The 19,037-nt window shown below is 64.8% G+C and carries 21 protein-coding genes and 2 tRNA genes; 8 read left to right on the top strand and 15 right to left on the bottom strand.

Annotation, left to right across the window (positions count from 1 at the left end):
• Window positions 1–83: 83 nt before the first annotated feature.
• The 4 genes from MAB_RS08165 to MAB_RS08150 form a co-directional block, all read right to left on the bottom strand.
• Window positions 84–737 (bottom strand): ATP-dependent Clp protease proteolytic subunit, encoded by a 654-nt coding sequence (locus MAB_RS08165; protein WP_005074514.1) that lies wholly within the window; start codon window positions 735–737, stop codon window positions 84–86.
• A complete protein-coding gene (locus MAB_RS08160; protein WP_005060147.1) occupies window positions 734–1,327 on the bottom strand; it encodes an ATP-dependent Clp protease proteolytic subunit in 594 nt (197 codons plus the stop codon). Before MAB_RS08160 ends, MAB_RS08165 begins: the two co-directional genes overlap by 4 nt.
• Window positions 1,328–1,510: 183 nt before the next feature.
• Window positions 1,511–2,983, bottom strand: coding sequence for a trigger factor (gene tig, locus MAB_RS08155; protein WP_005093116.1), 1,473 nt, complete (start codon window positions 2,981–2,983; stop codon window positions 1,511–1,513).
• Between the two features lie 66 nt (window positions 2,984–3,049).
• Window positions 3,050–3,123, bottom strand: a tRNA-Pro gene (locus MAB_RS08150).
• 178 nt (window positions 3,124–3,301) lie between these two features.
• Between MAB_RS08150 and MAB_RS08145 the strand changes: the two genes are divergently transcribed.
• A tRNA-Gly gene (locus MAB_RS08145) sits at window positions 3,302–3,375 on the top strand.
• Between the two features lie 91 nt (window positions 3,376–3,466).
• On the opposite strand, the gene MAB_RS08140 is transcribed toward MAB_RS08145, so the two are convergent.
• On the bottom strand, window positions 3,467–4,462 hold the full coding sequence (locus tag MAB_RS08140) for an esterase family protein (protein WP_005110166.1): 996 nt from the start codon (window positions 4,460–4,462) through the stop codon (window positions 3,467–3,469).
• A gap of 114 nt (window positions 4,463–4,576) precedes the next feature.
• Here MAB_RS08140 and MAB_RS08135 point away from each other — a divergent pair, with 114 nt between their 5' ends.
• On the top strand, window positions 4,577–5,215 hold the full coding sequence (locus MAB_RS08135) for a TetR/AcrR family transcriptional regulator (protein ID WP_005084874.1): 639 nt from the start codon (window positions 4,577–4,579) through the stop codon (window positions 5,213–5,215).
• 5 nt (window positions 5,216–5,220) lie between these two features.
• Window positions 5,221–6,069, top strand: coding sequence for a FliH/SctL family protein (locus MAB_RS08130; RefSeq protein WP_005110165.1), 849 nt, complete (start codon window positions 5,221–5,223; stop codon window positions 6,067–6,069).
• 6 nt (window positions 6,070–6,075) lie between these two features.
• Here the strand turns inward: MAB_RS08130 and MAB_RS08125 are convergent, their stop codons facing one another.
• From MAB_RS08125 to MAB_RS08115, 3 genes are all read right to left on the bottom strand, one after another.
• Complete coding sequence (locus MAB_RS08125) at window positions 6,076–6,738, bottom strand: TetR/AcrR family transcriptional regulator (protein WP_005084868.1); 663 nt, start codon at window positions 6,736–6,738, stop codon at window positions 6,076–6,078.
• Window positions 6,739–6,816: 78 nt separating this feature from the next.
• Entirely contained in the window at window positions 6,817–7,614 is a 798-nt protein-coding gene (locus MAB_RS08120) for an Fpg/Nei family DNA glycosylase (RefSeq protein WP_005084867.1), read from the bottom strand.
• A gap of 6 nt (window positions 7,615–7,620) precedes the next feature.
• Window positions 7,621–8,100: a ribose-5-phosphate isomerase gene (locus tag MAB_RS08115; RefSeq protein ID WP_005084865.1), complete on the bottom strand. Its 480-nt coding sequence runs from the start codon at window positions 8,098–8,100 to the stop codon at window positions 7,621–7,623.
• Between the two features lie 9 nt (window positions 8,101–8,109).
• Here MAB_RS08115 and MAB_RS08110 point away from each other — a divergent pair, with 9 nt between their 5' ends.
• Entirely contained in the window at window positions 8,110–9,114 is a 1,005-nt protein-coding gene (locus tag MAB_RS08110) for a M48 family metallopeptidase (protein ID WP_005084863.1), read from the top strand.
• Here MAB_RS08110 and MAB_RS08105 read toward each other — a convergent pair.
• Window positions 9,111–9,728 (bottom strand): mycothiol-dependent nitroreductase Rv2466c family protein, encoded by a 618-nt coding sequence (locus MAB_RS08105; RefSeq protein WP_005110163.1) that lies wholly within the window; start codon window positions 9,726–9,728, stop codon window positions 9,111–9,113. The two genes, MAB_RS08110 and MAB_RS08105, sit on opposite strands and share 4 nt — an antisense overlap.
• Window positions 9,729–9,857: 129 nt before the next feature.
• Between MAB_RS08105 and pepN the strand changes: the two genes are divergently transcribed.
• The gene (gene pepN / locus MAB_RS08100; RefSeq protein WP_005110162.1) at window positions 9,858–12,452 is read left to right on the top strand and encodes an aminopeptidase N; all 2,595 of its coding nucleotides are present in this window, start codon (window positions 9,858–9,860) and stop codon (window positions 12,450–12,452) included.
• A 59-nt stretch (window positions 12,453–12,511) separates the two neighbouring features.
• Here pepN and MAB_RS08095 read toward each other — a convergent pair whose 3' ends face one another.
• The 4 genes from MAB_RS08095 to MAB_RS08080 all read right to left on the bottom strand — a co-directional run bounded on the left by MAB_RS08095 (window position 12,512) and on the right by MAB_RS08080 (window position 14,900).
• A complete protein-coding gene (locus tag MAB_RS08095) occupies window positions 12,512–13,351 on the bottom strand; it encodes an endonuclease domain-containing protein (protein WP_005114156.1) in 840 nt (279 codons plus the stop codon).
• Between the two features lie 125 nt (window positions 13,352–13,476).
• Complete coding sequence (locus tag MAB_RS08090; protein WP_005084855.1) at window positions 13,477–13,944, bottom strand: DUF5130 domain-containing protein; 468 nt, start codon at window positions 13,942–13,944, stop codon at window positions 13,477–13,479.
• Window positions 13,931–14,191 carry an aa3-type cytochrome oxidase subunit CtaJ gene (gene ctaJ / locus MAB_RS08085; protein WP_005060120.1) on the bottom strand — a complete coding sequence of 87 codons (261 nt, stop codon included), beginning with the start codon at window positions 14,189–14,191 and terminating at the stop codon, window positions 13,931–13,933. The genes MAB_RS08090 and ctaJ overlap by 14 nt, the downstream gene beginning before the upstream one ends.
• A gap of 31 nt (window positions 14,192–14,222) precedes the next feature.
• Window positions 14,223–14,900 (bottom strand): HNH endonuclease, encoded by a 678-nt coding sequence (locus MAB_RS08080; RefSeq protein ID WP_031599960.1) that lies wholly within the window; start codon window positions 14,898–14,900, stop codon window positions 14,223–14,225.
• A gap of 120 nt (window positions 14,901–15,020) precedes the next feature.
• On the opposite strand from MAB_RS08080, the gene MAB_RS08075 reads away from it, so the two are divergent.
• Genes MAB_RS08075 through MAB_RS08065 form a run of 3 tightly spaced genes read left to right on the top strand, consistent with a single transcriptional unit; the run spans window position 15,021 to window position 17,868 of the window.
• A complete protein-coding gene (locus MAB_RS08075) occupies window positions 15,021–15,440 on the top strand; it encodes a globin (RefSeq protein WP_005060114.1) in 420 nt (139 codons plus the stop codon).
• Window positions 15,441–15,491: 51 nt separating this feature from the next.
• Entirely contained in the window at window positions 15,492–17,081 is a 1,590-nt protein-coding gene (locus tag MAB_RS08070) for a glycoside hydrolase family 13 protein (protein WP_005084851.1), read from the top strand.
• Window positions 17,082–17,112: 31 nt separating this feature from the next.
• On the top strand, window positions 17,113–17,868 hold the full coding sequence (locus MAB_RS08065; RefSeq protein ID WP_012296441.1) for a pirin family protein: 756 nt from the start codon (window positions 17,113–17,115) through the stop codon (window positions 17,866–17,868).
• A 63-nt stretch (window positions 17,869–17,931) separates the two neighbouring features.
• On the opposite strand, the gene MAB_RS08060 is transcribed toward MAB_RS08065, so the two are convergent.
• Window positions 17,932–18,579 carry a DUF8185 domain-containing protein gene (locus MAB_RS08060; protein WP_005110159.1) on the bottom strand — a complete coding sequence of 216 codons (648 nt, stop codon included), beginning with the start codon at window positions 18,577–18,579 and terminating at the stop codon, window positions 17,932–17,934.
• The gene (locus MAB_RS08055; protein ID WP_005060104.1) at window positions 18,576–19,031 is read right to left on the bottom strand and encodes an acyl-CoA thioesterase; all 456 of its coding nucleotides are present in this window, start codon (window positions 19,029–19,031) and stop codon (window positions 18,576–18,578) included. Before MAB_RS08055 ends, MAB_RS08060 begins: the two co-directional genes overlap by 4 nt.
• Window positions 19,032–19,037 lie beyond the last annotated feature (6 nt).

Here is a 19,037-nt window from a genome sequence, read left to right as displayed (position 1 = left end):
TCGCCTCACACCGACTGCAGCCCCGGATGACGCGCACCGGAGACCGGTGTGTTGCAACTGTTATCCGGGCTCGCGTCCGGCAGCTACGAAGCTGTCTGAGCGGAGAGCTTGCGGTACTCCAGCACGACATCGATGATCCCGTACTCCTTGGCCTCCTCGGCCGTGAAGATCTTGTCGCGGTCGGTGTCCTTGCGGATTTCCTCGGCCGGCCTGCCGGTGTGGCGGGCCAGCGTGGTCTCCTGCAGCACGCGCATGCGCTCGATCTCGGCGGCCTGGATCTCCAGGTCGGTGAACTGCCCCTGGATGACACCGGACAGTGCGGGCTGGTGGATGAGCACGCGTGCGTTCGGCAGAGCCATCCGCTTGCCCGGGGTGCCGGCAGCGAGCAGCACCGCAGCCGCGGACGCGGCCTGACCCAGCACCACGGTGCGGATGTCGGAGCGGACGTACTGCATGGTGTCGTAGATCGCCATCAACGAGGTGAACGAGCCACCCGGGGAGTTGATGTACATGGTGATCTCGCGGTCGGGATCCAGCGACTCCAGCACCAGCAGCTGGGCCATGATGTCGTTGGCCGAGGCGTCGTCGACCTGCACGCCGAGGAAGATGATGCGCTCCTCGAACAGCTTGTTGTAGGGGTTCGACTCCTTGACACCGAAGCTCGAGTGCTCGATGAACGAGGGCAGGATGTACCGGGCCTGCGGGGCAAGTTCCGGGTTGAGGTGCTTCGAGATCACTTGGAGGCTCCCTTGCTGCCGTTCAGATTGCCGCGGGTGATGATCTTGTCGACGAACCCGTACTCGAGTGCCTCGGGAGCGGTGAACCAGCGATCGCGGTCCGAGTCCTGCTCGATCTGTTCGATGCTCTTGCCGGTGAATTCGGCGTTGAGACGGAACATTTCCTTCTTGATCACCTGGAACTGCTCGGCCTGGATGGCGATGTCCGAGGCGCTACCGGTGACACCACCGAGCGGCTGGTGCATCAGGATGCGGGCGTGCGGCAACGCGTGGCGCTTGCCCTTGGTTCCGGCGGCAAGCAGGAACTCACCCATCGATGCGGCCATGCCCATCGCGTAGGTGGCGATATCGCACTCCGAGAGCTGCATGGTGTCGAAGATCGCCATGCCCGCGCTGATCGATCCACCCGGAGAGTTGATGTACAGGTGGATGTCCTTGGTGGGGTCCTCCGCCGTCAGCAGCAGAATCTGCGCGCACAGCTTGTTGGCGATGTCGTCGTCCACCTGCTGACCCAGGAAAATGATGCGCTCGGAGAGCAGGCGCTCATACACCGAGTCGATCAGGTTGAGCCCGGCTGTCGCCGAACGCATTTCAGTCACTGTGCAACCTGCCTTCGTCTAGCTCTTCGGGGTTCGCTTGAAACCAATCTTGAGAACCATCTTGCGTACTGCCGACATTAACCAACATCGGCTGCTGCGCACTCCCCGCCACGGGCGAGTTCGCTCAGAGCGTGATGCTCTTCGCGCGAGACTCTCATCGCCGCGTGACGCGCACTACTCGGCGTCGTCGTCCTTGCTCTTCTTCTTGGACTTCTTCTCGGCCTTCTCGGACTTGTCTGTTTTCTCGCTGTCCGCGCTCTTCTTGGCCTTCGCCGGCTTCTCCTCGGCCGCCTCTGCCTCAGCGCCGGCCTCGTCGGCTCCGCCGCGGCGCGGTCCCAGCACGGCGTCGACGTCCACGTCGGCGCCGGTGGAGTCGGTCACCTTGGCCTGCCGGATGACCTCGGCGATGGCCTTGCCGCGACGCACGTCGACGTAGAGGCCGGGCAGCTGCTGCTGCTGTGTCAGGTACTGCACCAGCTGCTGTGGCTCGATGCCGTACTGGCGCGACATGAGCACCAGGCGCTCGGTGAGGTCCTGCTGGTCGACGTTGATGTCGAACTTGTCGGCGATCACGTCCAGCAGCAGCTCGGTCTTGATGGACTTGGTCGCGGACTCACGCATGTCCTTGTCGAACTCCTCGCGCGAGCTGCCCTGCTCCTGAAGCAGCTCGTTGAGACGCTCCTCGTTGTGGTCCAGGCCGTGGACGGCCTCATGCAGGTTGTTGCCGATCTGCTCCTCGAGGATCTTCTCCGGCACCGGGATCTCGATCTTGTCGAGCAGCGCGGTGATGGTCTCGTCGCGGATCTCGTCGGCCTGCGCGATGCGCTTGCGGCCCTTCACCTGCTCGGTGAGGCTGTCCTTGAGCTCGCCGATGGTGTCGAATTCGCTTGCCAGCTGTGCAAAGTCGTCGTCGGCGTCCGGCAGCTCGCGCTCCTTGATGGAGCCGACCTTGACGGTGACCTCAGCCTCCTGGCCGGCGAACTCGCCGGCGGCCAACTTGGTGGTGAACACCTTCTCCTCGCCGGCCTTCAGCCCGATGATGGCCTCATCCAGGCCGTCGATCAGCTGTCCGGAGCCGATCTCGTGCGACAGACCGGTGGTCGCCGCCTCCTCGACCTCCTTGCCGTCAACGGTGGCCGACAGATCGATCGAGACGAAGTCGCCGTTCTCGGCGGCGCGCTCGACGCCCTTAAGGGTGCCGAACCGGGCGCGCAGCGCGTCCAGCTCGGCCTCGACCTCGGAGTCCTCGACGGTGACGGGCTTGACGGTGACGGCAACTCCGCTCAGGTCGGGCAGCTCGATCTCGGGGCGCACATCCACCTCAGCGGTGAATGTCAGCTCCTGGCCGTCCTCGATCTTGGTGACCTCGATCTCCGGCTGGCCCAGCGGCTTGACGTCGGAGGCGGTGACGGCCTCGCTGTAGCGGGCCGGCAGGGCCGCGTTGACGACCTGCTCCAGCACGGCGGCACGGCCGACGCGGGCCTCAAGCAGCTTGGCGGGAGCCTTGCCGGGGCGGAAACCGGGCAGGCGAACCTGCTGCGCCAGCTCCTTGTAGGCCTTGGAGAAATCTGGTTCGAGCTCTGCGAAGGGAACCTCGACGTTGATGCGAACCCGGGTCGGGCTCAGCTTTTCGACGGTGCTCTTCACGTGCAGTGCTCCTTTGTAGTTCGCGGCAGGCCATCCTGACCTGCGTTTTTTCATACTGTCGTGCTGTCGGGGTGACAGGATTTGAACCTGCGACCCTCCGCTCCCAAAGCGGATGCGCTACCAAGCTGCGCTACACCCCGTCGGACCTGCGTCCATCACTTCGCCCAAGACTCCGTGCAAGACCTGGTGATCCTACGGCCTACCTCATGCTCTCCGCGAAAGCGGCTCATCGCAGGACGTGACCTCGCTCATGAATTGGATTTGATCCGCCCCGGCGCTGTACATTCATCAGCGCGTACGGGACAACCTCGCACGCATGCGGGTGTAGCTCAATGGTAGAGCCCTAGTCTTCCAAACTAGCTACGCGGGTTCGATTCCCGTCACCCGCTCCAGCAGCACTCCGGGGCCGACGCCCGATCAGGTGGAGAACCCGATCGGGGCGCCCGCGGCCCATTGACCACTCCTCTCATCGGTGAGTTCGGCTCATACGGCGGCCGTGCCCGGCTTGGTCAGGTACCCGACCAGATCGGCCTTCATGGCACGTAGTTGGTTGCCCCAGTATGTCCAGTTGTGGATGCCTCCCTTGGGAAATTCGAAGTGTGCGTTGGCGCCACCCGCCGAGCCATAGGCCTCGGCGAACTTCTTGTCCGAATCGATCACCTGCCCCTCGATGACGCCACCGGAGATGACCTCGAGGCCGTTGCGATCCTTGTCGAGGTCGGTGGCATCACCACTGCCGCAATAGATCCACAGTCGAGTGTTGTTCGCGATGAGCTGATCGATGTGCAGAAACGGGTCGTTGCGAGCCCACGCTGGATCGCTGTCCGGGCCCCACATGTCGTCCGCGTTGAAGCCACCGGCATCGCTCATAGCCACCCGGATCTGCCATTTCTGGTCGGAGGGATGAAGCGGCGCAGACAGTGCACCCGCGTATACGAACTGTTGCGGGTGGTAGATCGCCAGCGTCAGGGCGGACGGGCCCGCCATGGACAGTCCGACCACGGCGTTCGCCGCCGGCGAGATGCCCTTGTTGACACCCAGCCACTGCGGCAATTCTGTGGTCAGAAAGGTTTCCCACTTGTACGTCCATACCCCGTCTTTGCCTTTGGCCGGGTTGTACCAATCGGTGTAATTGCTCGATTGCCCACCGACGGGCATGACGACCGAGATACCCGACTGGTAGTAGTCCTCGAACGCGGTCGTCTCGATATCCCAGCCGTTGTAATCCTCGCGGGCACGCTGGCCATCCAGTAGGTAGACCGCGTGGGGACCACCGGGCTGAAACTCGACCACGATGTCGCGCCCCATGGCGGGCGAAGGCACCTGCAGGTATTCGACCGGCAATCCCGGGCGTGAGAAGGCCCCCGCGATCGCCGAACCGCCTGTCACGCCGATCAGACCGGGCAATATCGCCGCAGCGACCGCGGCAACAGCAGCCAGGCGCGCGGTTGCGCCGCGCATCTTCTGCAGGAATTCCATCTTTCTCAACCTCCACTTGTCCGGCAATTCTCGATTCAAACAGTGTTTGAAACACTGTTTGTGAAGGCTAGCTCGCTGGTGGAGTCCATGCAAACAGTGTTTGAATAGGTTGCTGTGACCCGTGACACCCGGACCCTCCTGCTGGACGCCGCCGAGCAGGTTCTGCTCGACGACGGCCTTGCCGGTGCGTCGCTGCGTCGCATTACCGCCGTCGCAGGGGTGAATGTCGCGGCGGTGAACTACACCTTCGGCAGCAAGGAGGCGCTGCTCGACGCGCTGCTGACGCGGGTGATGGAACCCGTGCTGGCAGAACGAGCCAAACGCCTCGATGAAGTCGCCGGAACTCCCGGGCATACCGTCGACGACCTGGTGCGGGCACTCCTGGAATCCATGCTGCGGGTCGATCAACGCCATGTGGCGTTGTACGCGGAGGTGAGCGTCAAGCCACGTCTCGGGGGCGATCAGCGATTCGACGAAACCAGACGCAGTTCGGTACAGACCGGTATCGATCGCGTGACAGCGGCGTTGGCACCGTTATTGCCCGGCCAACCGCCGGAGGTCCTGGGATATCGGGTGGAGCGGCTGCTCAAGATGGCAACCATTCATGTGCTCGACGGAATGCAGCTGGCACAGAAATACGGACTGGATCCGGGCGCCGATGGACAAGACCTGATCGATGATCTCGTCGCATTCTTCTCGGCCGGGCTGGCCGCCCCGACTCCGCTGACGCTCCGGCCGGCATCAGTACCGTAGGTGCCATGGAAATCATCCTGGGCCTGCTTCTGCTCGGCGTGATCGTCGGCGGCGCGATCATCTACACACAGGGGTCAACTCGCCGGCGCGGCGAACAACTCGAAGATGCCAAGGCCGAGGCCCGTCGGCTCACCGAGCGGCTGGGCGGCCAGGTGCTCGGTTTGAGCGGAACCGACGACGCCTCGCGGCAGGCACTCGCCGATGCCTCCGAGCGCTACACGGCGGCGTCCTCGGCGATCGAGCAGGCGCGCACGCCGTCGCAGGCCGCGCTGGCCAAGGAAAGCGCCATCGAGGGGCTGTACTACGTGCGGGCGGCCCGACTCGCCATGGGGATGGATCCTGGACCCGAACTCCCCTCGACCGCCGGACAGAGCCGAGCCGGTGCAGTCAGCGAGGAACGTCGCATCAACTTCGAGGGCCGCGAGATCGAGGCGTCGCCGCAGCCGTCCGGCCGTACGCCCAACTACTACCCCGGCGGCACGGTCGCAGGGCGCCCGGTACCGGCCGGCTGGTACTCCGAGCCATGGTGGAAGCCCGCCCTCGTCGCCGGCGCCTGGGGCGTGGGTTCGGCGCTGCTGTTCAACTCACTCTTCTCTGGCATGCACGGTGTCGGCTACGGTGCGCAGGGCTTCGAAAGTGGCTTCGGCCAAGGGTATTCGGACGGCTACGACGCCGGCCTGAATGCCGGACAGGACAGCGGAGCGGACCAGGGCGGCTGGGATCAAGGCTCGGGCGCCGATCAAGGTGGAGGGTGGGACCAGGGCGGCGGTTGGGACAGTGGCGGCAGCGGCTGGGACGGCGGCGGTTGGGATGGCGGCGGCGGCGACTTCGGTGGCGACTTCGGGGATTTCTAGGACGACCTACGGCGCCTTCAGGGGCACGTTGGGCGTGAGCAGGATGGGCGCGAAGGTTTCCCGCGCCAACGCTCGCACCTCTTCGGTGTTGCCGAGGTCGATGGTTGTCGCCGGGGCGGCCAGATATCCCAACACCAGGTGAATCAGGACGTCGACCTGCCGTCGCGAGTCGCCCGGCGGAATGCGTCCTTCCTCACGCATCTGGTCGATCTGGGCGGCGAGATAGTTTCGTGCCAGCTCGATGGGAGCCGGATCGCCCTGGGTGATCGCTTCCACTGCGGTCATCCTCGCCACGAGTGAATCACCACGCAGCAGAGGGTGATTCACAATCTCGATGCAGACAGCGAATCCCTCTGCGACCCGCTCGCCAATGTCGTCAAACTCGCCCGCACGCGCCTGTAGCTCGTCCAGGAACTTGCGCATTTCTTGAGCAAGCGCCCGCTCGAACAACTGGTCCTTGCTGGAAAAGCGCCGAAATACTGTGGCGCGTCCCACTTTCGCCCGTCGGGCCACCTCGTCGATGGTGGCCGTCTGCGTGCCCCGCTCGGACAAGACCTCGATGGCGGCGTCCAGTAGCCGGGTCTCGATATCGTCCGGTTCCGGATGCGAGCCAAGCCCGCGGACCGCGCGTGCCATGAGCTTTCCCAGTGGCGCACCCGGTCGCGTCATGAACCCACCTCTCGGGTTATTGGTACTCGGCGTCCCATTCAGCGCAGCTTACAACCGCAGGCGTCATCACGGCGGTCATCAGCCAATTTGACATGAGGGACACCAGAAGAGGTTTCGCGCGTCCATTTCCGCGGTGAGGATCGGCGTTCCGCACACCCGGCACGGCGCACCTGCACGCCGGTACACGTAGGTGCGCGGGCGGTCCGGAGCATAGGACGGGTCGCCGCAGTCGTGCTCAGGATCGACGGTGACGATCTTGCCGACCCGCAGTCCGACGCGCATCCGATCCACCAGATCGCTCCAGAGCGCGGTGAGCTGTTCCGGATCGAGGCGGCTCCCCTCGCGGTACGGATCGATCCGCCTACGGAACAGCACCTCGCTGCGATACACATTCCCCACACCGGCGATGATCTTCTGATCCATCAGCAATGCGCCGATTGGCCTGTGCGACTTAGCGATCCGCTCGAACGCGGACGCCGGATCCGATCGGGGACGCAGTGGGTCAGGGCCCAGGCGGGCCAGGATGGCGTCGACTTGCGGGGCGTCGATGAGCTCACATGCCGTCGCGCCACGCAGGTCGGTGCCGAACTCGGCCCCTTCGATACGCATCCGCACCTGACCAACCGGCAGGCCCATCGGCACGGGTAATTCCGTGAACGCGCCATACAGCCCAAGGTGCACATGCACCACGCCGACAGGGCCGTAGTCGTGAAACAGATGCTTACCCCAGGCGTGCGCCTGGACAAAGGTACGTCCATTGACCGCGGCCGCGCCTTCGGTGAACCGTCCCTGCGGGCTGCTCACCGACACCGGCGCACCGGCGAACCGGCGCTGGTGCAACCGGGCCAGCCGGTGCAGGGTATGACCCTCCGGCACAGGCGTTTACGAGCTGGCGCCAGGTACCGGCGGCGCCACGCGCGTGGTCTCGTACTCGGCCAGGATGTCGATGCGGCGCTGGTGCCGCGGCTCCTCCGACCACTTGGCGGCCAGGAACGCGTCGACGATGGCAAGCGCTTCCGGCACCGTGTGCATGCGGCCGCCGATCCCGATCAGCTGTGCGTTGTTGTGCTCACGGGCCAGCACCGCGGTCTCCAGGCTCCACGCCAGTGCGCAGCGCGCGCCCGGAACCTTGTTGGCGGCAATCTGCTCACCATTGCCCGAACCGCCCAACACGATGCCGAGGCTGCCCGGGTCGGCGACCGTGCGCCGGGCGGCGTCGATGCAGAACGCGGGGTAATCGTCCTGCGGGTCCAGCTCAAAGGCCCCGCAATCCACCGGCTCGTGACCCCGGCCCCGAAGATGCTCGATGATCTTCTGCTTCAACTCGTAACCGGCGTGATCGGCTCCCACATAGACGCGCATGCCCCAATTGTGACAGTCGCGTTGCGCCAGGTTGCCCCGCGGTCGGTTACCGTGGCGCGCATGTACCCGGTCGGACTGCCCCAGTACACCTATCCCCCGCGACGCCATCCGTGGGAGATCGGGTTGCTCGTCGTCGTCATCCTGTTCACGGTGCTGCTGTATCTCGGCGCGATCATGGGCATCATCGGTTTTCTGGCGGACCCCGAGCACGTCCAGCTGAACATCATCATCGTCGCGCTGGCCGCCACACCCCTGACCCTGCTCATAGGTCGAGGCATCCTCTACGGGCAGCAGCGAGTCAACGGCGTGAAGATGTCGCCCACCCAGTTCCCCGAGGGGTACGCCATGGTGGTCGAGGCCGCGCAGCGGTTCGGCCTGCAGGAGGTGCCCGACGCATACGTCGTGCTGGGCAATGGACAGATCAACGCGTTCGCCAGCGGGCACGGATTCCGCAGGTTCGTCGTCGTATACAGCGATCTATTCGAAATCGGCGGCGAGGCGCGTGACCCCGAGGCACTGGCCTTCATCATCGGCCACGAGGTCGGTCACATCGCCGCGGGCCATGCGTCGTACTGGCGTCAGTTCGCCCAGACCGCGATGAACTTCGTCCCGTTCCTGGGCACGTCATTGTCACGGTCCATGGAGTACACCGCCGACAACCATGGATATGCCATGCGGCCCACCGGAATTCAGGGGGCCATCGGCGTCATGGCGGCAGGCAAATATCTGCTCAAGCGGGTCGAGTTCGACACGCTGGCCAACCGGGCGACCCTGGAGACGGGCTTCTTCGTCTGGCTGGTCAACATGCTCTCCGGGCACCCGGTACACACCTGGCGGGCGGCGGCGCTACGGAATCGGCAGCAGGCCGGGTCACTATTCTTCCGACCCAAACTGCTGCCGCCGACTCCCGTTCCTCCGGTGCCGCCCCTGCTACCGCCCGCGCCACCCCCGATGCCGCACGGCTACGTCCCACCGGCCCAGGCGTATACCTACGACAACCCGCCGCGCTACTAGTCGAACGTCGGCGGCTCGGTGCGTGTGCGCTTGAGCTCGTAGAAGTGCGGGTACGAGGCGAAGATCACCGACGCATCCCAGAGCTTGCCGGCTTCTTCTCCGCGCGGGATCTTGGAGATCACCGGGCCGAAGAAGGCAACCCCGTTGACGTGGATGGTGGGGGTGCCGACGTCCGGGCCCACCTTGTCCATGCCGGCGTGGTGGCTCGCGCGCAGCGCCTCGTCGTAGTCGGTGGACTCGGCCGCGTCGGCAAGATCCGCCGGCAACCCCACCTCGGCCAGCGATTCGGCGATGACGGCCGGTAGGTCCTTGTTGTCCTGGTTGTGGATCCGGTTTCCCATCGCCGTGTACAGCGGCTCCAGGATTTCCTGGCCCTTGGCCTGCTCGGCCGCGATGGCCACGCGTACCGGCCCCCAGGCGGTCTTCATCAGCTCCTGATAGCGCTCCGGCAGATTGTCGCGCCCCTCGTTGAGTACCGCCAGGCTCATCACCCGGAACTTCACCTCGATGTCGCGAACCTTCTGAACCTCGAGGATCCACCGCGAGGTGATCCAGCACCACGGACATAGCGGGTCAAACCAGAACTCGGCAAGATCCTTTTTGTCTGCAGACATAGCGCACCTTTCAGATGTGAGTTGGCCAACAAGTAACGCAACTCCCCATCGTGCCGCCCTGTTCCCGACGCGGTTCGGCGCCCCGTCCTTGTCCCGCCTCTTCCGCCCCGCACCCGCTACGTTAGGTACGTGGCACTTCCCAACCTCACCCGTGACCAGGCCGCGGCCCGCGCCGCTGCGATCGACGTCGAGCACTACGCGATCACCCTCGACCTCACCAACGACGATGGCGGCCCAAGCGAAGAGACCTTCCACTCGTCGAGCACCGTCACCTTCACCGCGCAGCCGGGGACGTCGACCGTCATCGATATCGCCGCTCGCACGGTGCGCCGTGTGGAGCTCAACGGGACCGAACTGGATGTCAGCGGTTACGACGAAGAGCAGGGCATCACGCTGCCCGGCCTGGCTGCCACCAACACCGTGGTGGTCGAGGCCGATTGCGAGTACTCGCACACCGGTGAGGGATTGCACCGCTTCGTGGACCCCGTCGATGACGAGGTGTACCTGTACTCACAGTTCGAGACCGCCGATGCCAAGCGGATGTTCGCGTGCTTCGACCAGCCCGACCTCAAGGCCGCCTTCGACGTCACGGTGACCGCGCCCGCCCATTGGCAGGTGATCTCCAACGGCGCTGCGCTGTCCGTCGCCGACGGCGTACACACCTTCGCGACCACTCCGAAGATGAGCACCTACTTGGTCGCGTTGATCGCCGGGCCGTACGCGCGGTGGAATGACGAGTACTCCGATGAGCACGGCACCATCGATCTGGGCATCTACTGCCGCGCCTCGCTGTCGGAGTTCATGGACGCCGACCGGTTATTCACCGAGACCAAACAGGGATTCGGCTTCTATCACAAGAACTTTGGCACCCCGTACGCGTTCGGCAAGTATGACCAGTTGTTCGTGCCGGAGTTCAACGCCGGCGCCATGGAGAACGCCGGTGCGGTGACATTCCTGGAGGACTATGTCTTCCGCTCCAAGGTCACCAAGTACTCCTACGAGCGCCGCGCCGAGACCGTGCTGCATGAGATGGCCCACATGTGGTTCGGCGACCTGGTGACCATGCGCTGGTGGGATGACCTGTGGCTCAACGAGTCGTTCGCGACCTTCGCCTCGGTGCTGTGCCAGGCGGAGGCCACCGAGTACACCGAGGCGTGGACCACCTTCGCCAATGTCGAGAAGTCATGGGCGTACCGGCAAGACCAGTTGCCGTCGACTCACCCGGTGGCCGCTGACATTCCGGACCTGGCCGCCGTCGAGGTGAACTTCGACGGCATCACCTACGCCAAGGGCGCCAGCGTGCTCAAACAACTTGTGGCGTATGTCGGTTTGGAGAACTTCCTGGCGGGCCTGCGGTCGTATTTCCGCGATCACGCTTTCGGCAATGCGACATTCGACGACCTGCTGGGCGCACTCGAGAAGGCATCCGGACGCGACCTGTCGGACTGGGGTTCACAGTGGCTCAAGACCACCGGCCTGAATACCCTGTCCCCCGATTTCGAGGTCGACGACGAGGGTAAGTTCACGCGGTTCGCGGTCAAGCAGTCCGGCGCGGCGCCGGGCGCCGGTGAGACACGCGTGCACCGCCTGGCCGTCGGGATCTACGACGACGCCGGAGCCGCGGACTCGGCGACATCCGGGGCCAGCGGCAAACTCGTCAGAATCCACCGCGAGGAATTGGACGTCGAAGGCCCGTTGACGGATGTGCCTGCGTTGGTTGGCGTCTCCCGCGGCAAGCTGGTGCTGGTCAACGACGATGACCTGACGTACTGCTCGCTGCGACTCGACGACGAATCCCTGGAGACGCTGCTGACACGGATCGCCGATATCGCCGAGCCGCTGCCGCGCACGCTGGCCTGGTCGGCGGCATGGGAGATGACTCGCGAGGCCGAGCTACGAGCACGCGACTTCGTGGCGCTGGTGTCCTCGGGTGTGCACGCCGAATCGGAAGTCGGTGTGGCACAGCGTCTGCTGCTGCAGGCTCAGACCGCGCTGAGCTCCTACGCGGAACCTGCGTGGGCGCGCGAGCACGGCTGGCCCGCCTTCGCCGATCGGCTGCTGGAGCTGGCTCGCGCCGCCGAGCCGGGTTCGGATCATCAGCTGGCGTTCGTGAACGCCCTCACCGGCTCGGTGCTCTCGGCCGGCCACACCGTGGTACTGCAGGCGCTGCTGGACTCGGATCCGGCATCGCTGGATCTGCCCGGCCTGACGGTGGATACCGACCTGCGGTGGCGAATCGTGAACGCGCTGGCCGCATCCGGCGCACTGGAGCCCGACGCCTCGGTGTTCATCGACACCGAGCTGGAGCGCGATCCGACCGCGGCGGGCAAGCGCCAGGCGGCGCAGGCGCGCGCGGCCCGTCCGGTGGCCGAGGTGAAGGAGACCGCGTGGAAGCAGGTCATCGAGGATGACTCGCTGCCGAACATCACCGCACGTTCGGTGATCGCGGGCATCGTGCAGCCCGGCCAGGCCGAGCTGCTGGCGCCGTTCTCGGGTCGGTACTTCGATGTCATCGAGGACGTGTGGGCGCGCCGTTCCAGTGAGGTGGCCCAGACCGTGGTGATCGGCCTGTACCCGTCCTGGGACATATCGCCGGAGGCCCTCGGCCTGGCCGACGCCTTCTTGGCCAAGGAGGTCCCGTCGGCACTGCGCCGTCTGGTCTCCGAGGGACGCGCGGGCATCGTCAGGTCACTACGAGCTCGCGAGTTCGACGCCGGCTCATAGCCCCATGGCGCCGAGCGTGAAGCTACTGCGGGGGTTATCGCACTTTTCCCGCAATGGCTTCACACTCGGCGGGCTAGAGCCTCCCTTACTCGGCGAATGATGTCGTGGGGGTGATCCTCGGCGACTACTCGGACGATCAGCCAGCCCATGCCCTCGAGCATCTCTAGCCGCCTGATGTCCTTGAGGTACTGGCGGCGGTCGCTGCGGTGCTGGTCGCCGTCGTACTCGATGCCGACCATGACGTCCTCCCAACCCATGTCGATGTAGGCGAGTGCGACGAAGTCCCCGTTGTGCACCAGGATCTGCGTGCTTACCGGCGGCAGCCCCGCATCCCGGAGCAACAAACGCAGCCACGTCTCCTTGGGCGACTGCGCGCCGGCGTCTACAAGCTCGAAAGCTGTACGTGCCCGGCGAATGCCGCGCATCCCGGCATGTCTTGACGCGAGTTCGAGCGCCTCGGAGATCTGGAGTTCAGTCGCGCGGCACAGCGCATCGATCGCGGCCACCGCGCGTCCTCGCGGGCACCGACAGGCGAGGTCGAGGGCGGTGCGGGCGGCGGTAGTCGCCCGCATTCCCCGGACGACGCAGATCTCGTCGGGCGCGATTTCCCCGGACCAGACGGTGATTCCCGGCTGTCGATGCCGATTGTCATGAACTATCTCGGCATTGCGCGCTGCATCGATCCACCGAGCGCCATGGAGCGCCGATGCCGAGTGGCCCGCAAGGATCCCCCTGCGACCCGTCCACAGCCACGAGGCCTGAGCGCGCACCAGTGGCGTGAGTTGCGCGCCGCGCGGCAGATAGACGTCTGGGTGGATCGCGACGTAGCGGGTGCGCAGGGCGTACGCCGTCAGCCTGCCGGATCTGACCGCCTCGCTGCCCACGAATGGTTCCCCCATGCGGGCAGTGTGCGCTCAACCCCTGACACGCGGCGAGCGTGAAGCTGCTGCGGGAAAAGTTCGAAATTCTCGCAGCAGCTTCACGCTCGGCGTAGCGGGTGCGCGGGGAAACCCCGCGCGAAGAACTAGGGGCGGGCGATGGCGGCGCTCATCACGCGCACCGCGCTGATGATCCCGTCGAGCAGGTTGCCTTCTTTGAAGGCAGCCAGCGCGGCGGCTACACCAAGGTCGGCGGCCGACTCGGCGCCACGTCCCTTGAGTGCCTCGCCGTACACAACCTCGACGACGTGCTGGTCCGGGGAAACAGCGATCAGTACGGCCTCATCCGGGGTCGGCACCTTGAGGAAGACTTCACGCGCGCCGGCGTTGGTGTCATTACCCAGATCGCCGATGTAGACCGAGAAGCGAGCCTTCGACTGCCGCGACCCGTACGTCAGCGCGTCGTCGAGCGTCGCCAGCTGGTAGTTGGGGAACGGGTAGTGGACCGACAGTTCGCCGGGCTCGGTAACACCGGAGAGGCGCCCACTGACGGTCTCGGCCCAGCCGCGAGGAAGGTCTCCGGCGGGCTTGACTGCGACGTCACCACTTGCCACTTGCGGACCCTCCAATCGCCTCGGCGCCGGCGTGGCCGTGGCCGTGCCCATGCGCGTCACCAATGTTCTCGTCGACGGCGGCCCACAGGATCGGGCCGTGCGTCCAGCCGTCGTTCATGTTGTAGGTCGCGGGGTGCGGCCCCTTCTTGCGCATGGTCCAAAGTCCGATGAGCACGAAGGCGACCGGGGTGATCAGGGCTACCCAGACCGGCATCCCGATATACGTGGGGCTGTTGAGGAAGCTCACGATGCAAACCGTAGCCGACCGCACCTGGAAGTCATGCCGCGCCCTCCCCTAGATATCGCACCCATGCCGGGTCCAGTTCCTTGACCGACGACAACAGCCGCCAATGTTGCCCCTTGGGCGGCATCGGGGTGGTGTGCAGCGACCAGCCCAGCTCCGCCAACAGCCGGTCGGCCTTGCGATGGTTGCAGGACGAACAACACGCCACGCAGTTCTCCCACGAGTGCGCCCCGCCCTTGCTACGTGGAATCACGTGATCGATCGTGTCGGCCCGTCCGCCGCAGTAGGCGCACCGGAATCGGTCGCGATGCATCAGCGCGGCGCGCGTCATCGGCACCCGTGCCCGGTACGGCACCCGCACGAAGGTCCGCAGCCTGATCACCGAAGGGACCGCCACCGACGTCGTGGCGGAGTGAATGATGGGGGCAGCGGGGTCGTCGTGCACCACATCGGCCTTACCGCACAGCAGCATGATCACCGCTCGACGCATCGGTAACGCGGTCAGTGGCTCATACGTGGAGTTCAGCAATAACACGCGACGCCGGCCCCAAAGGGAACCGGCGTCGTTGGACTGCTGCGGAGGCATCGCCCCAGGAATCCTGCTCTCAGGCACTCCCGGAACGCTGTGCAGTATTCGGGCCGTCCCATTTTGGGTCGGCCCAGCGCTGGCACTGTTATGCCGGTGCCCACGGCTCTTCTTGTGTTGCGCCATTACAACCAGTGCACCACGATTCGGCGGTCTTCGCATGACAATTTGCCCCGTGTTCGCAGGTCAATCCAATGAACATCACGTGACCAGCCCGGCGCGGCGGCCGATACGGGTACCAGCACAATGGAGAACGTGGCAGAGCTGTCCCCGGCGCCTACGCCGGATAACTTCTACGACGCGGTCGGTGGCGCCGCCACTTTCCACGCGATAGTGGCCCGCTTCTACGAGCTTGTCGCCGACGACGAGGTGCTACGCCCGCTCTATCCGGAGGAAGATCTGACCGGCGCCGAGGATCGCCTGCGGATGTTCCTCGAGCAGTACTGGGGCGGCCCGCGTACCTATTCGGACCAGCGTGGGCATCCGCGGTTACGGATGCGTCACGCACCGTTTCGGATCGGCCCCATCGAACGCGACGCATGGTTGCGCTGTATGCGGACAGCCGTCGATTCCATCGACCGAAACACCCTGGACGACGACCATCGTGCCCAGCTATGGAGCTACCTGGAGATGGCCGCGCAGTCAATGGTCAACTCACCGTTCTAAGTGCCGATCGCGATTCGAGGCCGGGGCCGCCGTGGTGCAGAATGATCAACCGTGACCGCCGCCTACTTGGGCCAACATGACGACCCCTGGTGGTCGCGGGCCGTCTTCTACCAGATCTACCCGCGTTCCTTCGGTGACAGTGACGGCGACGGTGTCGGCGATATCGACGGCATTTCAGCAAAACTCGGCTACCTTGACCTGCTTGGCGTCGAGGGCATCTGGCTAAATCCTGTGACCAGATCGCCGATGGCGGACCACGGCTACGACGTGTCCAACCCGCGCGAGATCGATCCGCTTTTCGGTGGATCGATCGCCATGCACCGGCTCATCGCCTCGGCGCACCGCCACAACATCAAGGTCATCATGGACCTGGTCCCCAACCACACCAGTTCCGAGCACCCGTGGTTCCTGGAAGCGCTCCAGAGCCCGCCGGGCAGCGACGCCCGGGAGCGCTACATCTTCCGGGACGGCAAGGGCGCACATGGCGAACTGCCCCCGAACAACTGGCCTTCGGTCTTCGGCGGTCCGGCCTGGACCCGGGTCACCGAAGCGGACGGCACCCCGGGCCAGTGGTACCTGCACCTGTTCGCCCCCGAACAGCCCGACGTCAACTGGGACAACCCCGAGGTATTCGACGACTTCGCCGATACCCTGCGCTTCTGGCTGGACCGCGGCATCGACGGATTCCGCCTCGACGTCGCGCACGGCATGGCCAAACCGCCCGGTCTGCCCGATATCGAAGACACCGAAACCTCGATGCTGCATATCGCCGACGAGGACCCACGCTTCAACAACGAGGGTGTACACGAGTACCACCGAAAGATCCGCAAGGTGCTCGACCAGTACCGCGATGTGGTGGCCGTCGGCGAGATCTGGGTCAACGACAACACCCGCTTTGCCGAATACGTCCGGCCCGACGAGCTGCACTTGGGCTTCAACTTCAAACTGGTCGAAGCCGACTTCGATGCCGACCAGATCCGCGCCGCCATCCAAAACTCGCTTGCCGCAGTCGATTCTGTGGGTGCGACACCCACATGGACGTTGTCCAACCACGACGTCGAGCGCGAGGTGACGCGCTACGGTGACGGCCAGATAGGTCAGTGGCGCGCGCGGGCCATGGCGCTGGTGATGCTCGCACTGCCCGGAACTGTGTTCATATACAACGGTTCTGAGCTCGGGCTACCGAATGTCGAACTGCCCGATGAGGCGTTGCAGGATCCCGTATGGGAGCGCTCGGGCCACACCGAGCGAGGCCGTGACGGCTGCCGCGTACCCATCCCCTGGGAGGGCACCGATCCCCCGTACGGCTTCTCGAGCAATGCCCAGACCTGGCTGCCCATGCCACACGGGTGGGCCGAGTACACCGTGGAACGCCAGCTGGAGCACACCGACTCCATGCTGTCGCTGTACCGGCGGGCCATCGAATTGCGCAAGAGCCGCAAGGAATTCACCGGTACCAGCCTGGAGTGGTACGGCAGCCCACCGGGGGCGCTGGCCTTCCGCGTCAAAGGCGGTGGCCTGACATGCGCCCTCAACGTGAGCAGCGATCTGGTGGACCTGCCCGAGGGCGAAGTCATCCTGACCAGCGGGCCGCTTGTCAACGGCAAGCTGCCACGGAACACCGCGGCCTGGATCGTCTAGCGCCGGCCTTACGAAGCGGAAGGAACGTGCCGTGGCCAAGGACGTGTCCGCCGTTCGTATAGTTCGAGCCTCCGATCGGTGGCACTGGCGGAATGAATGGCTTGAGTCGTGGCAGTCGTTCCCCGTGACAGGCAATTTCGATTTGGCCGGGAATGCCCATGGCCTTCTGATGGTCAACAATGAGGACACAATCGACCCGGGCGAAGGCTTTGACGCGCACACGCACCGCAACACGGAAATTATTACGTGGGTACTCGAAGGCACTGCGGTGCACAAAGATTCCCTAGGGAATTCCGGAGAAATCCGCCCAGGGGTCGTGCAACGGATGAGTGCTGGAACCGGGATCACACATACGGAGCGAAACGGCGCAGGACGACTTGAACGACAGCAGCTGCACGTGGTCCAGATGTGGATTCCTCCTGATGAAATAGATAGAGCGCCGAGTTACCAAGAATCCGACATCACAAGCGACCTTCGGCGAAACACGCTGCTACCCATAGCGTCCGGCATGCCCAAGTACAGCGGCGACGCGGCCATTTCGTTCGGGAACCGTTACGCCACACTGCATGTCGCCCTCCTGGATCCGCGACGTTCGGTAAATGTACCCGATGCCTTGTACGGTCATGTTTTCGTATCTCGAGGGCAGGCCGAGTTCGAGGGCCAAGGCCTCCTTCAGCAGGGCGACGCAGTGCGGCTCACACGGTCCGGAGGACACCGCGTTTCCGCCACAGACGAAGGTGCCGAACTACTCATTTGGGAAATGCACGGTACGGCGATAAATGTCTGAATCACAAGAGGAGTCGGCAAAAACCACAGTTGGCCGGGTGACCGACTTTATCGGTCACCGCCGTTAGCGCACCAGCAGCGATAGATCGGCCCGATGGCGGTACACCGAGCCGAAGCGGGCGTCCAGCCGCAACCATGACGGCAATGCCCGCACCCGTACCGGCTCATCCTCCGCCGGACTCGCCGGAATGAAACCCATTGCCGTTAAAGCAAAGACGCAACGCATAGGCACGTCCACCTGCTGACCGCCGACTCCGTCGACCGTGACAACCGACTGATCAAGCAGCGATACCGGCGGGCCGTGGGCGCTGCCGTGCTCGCGTGCCAGCTCTCCCCCGCGCTGCGCCAGTTCCAGCACTGACCGTGCCGGGATGTCGTCGAGATACTCAAAGCCGTTGTCTGCCGGTAACGCGCCGCGCCACACCGAATCCATCGGATATCCCGTGTGCACGTATCCATCGGCATCGGGGCTCTGTAGACCACGCAGTACTTCGTCGACGGCCGCCGTGATATCGGGGGTTCTGAGTTCACCACGCACCGCACGGCAGGCCAACACGTCGAACTGCGTTGCGGCCCAGATAACCACCCGCCCATCACCCCGAGCGCGCAGCCGCACCACGGCCGACTCGTCGAGCTGTGACACCCGAGCCAGGAACGTCCCCAGGTCCTTGCGGTCGTGAGTGTCCGGCACTCGTAGCGCGGCCTCGGTCATGGCCGCGTCCACCGTTGCAGGTACTCGCGATGTGCGCCGGTGAGACGCAGCAGGGTTTGGCTATCGAGGTGGAAGGTGACCAACTGGGTATCCGCGATCACTGCCGGTTTGGAGTCCGGCGCCGCATTGACCGAACGCACCTCGTAGTTGATGGTGAAGTCCACCGCACGGATCTTCGAGACCCACATGGTCACCTGCAATGGCGAATCCGCCAGCCGCACCTGCCCCTTGTACTTGACATGCACGTCGGCGATGAGCAGACCGGTGGTCGTGATCTCAGCGCCAAAAACGTCACGCAGGAAAGGCACTCGCGCCTCTTCCAGGATCGTCACCATCGTCGCGTGGTTAACGTGCTGGTACATGTCGATATCGGACCAGCGGACCGGTACCGCCGCGACATAGCCGGGCTTCTCAGAACTCACCTGTGCCGTGCGGTCTTCGCTCACGCTCATCCCACC

Origin of the sequence: Mycobacteroides abscessus ATCC 19977 (assembly GCF_000069185.1) — a bacterium.
GTDB lineage: Bacteria > Actinomycetota > Actinomycetes > Mycobacteriales > Mycobacteriaceae > Mycobacterium > Mycobacterium abscessus.
Note: the sequence above shows the minus strand (reverse complement) of the source record. Positions and strands in the feature narration are given on the sequence as shown.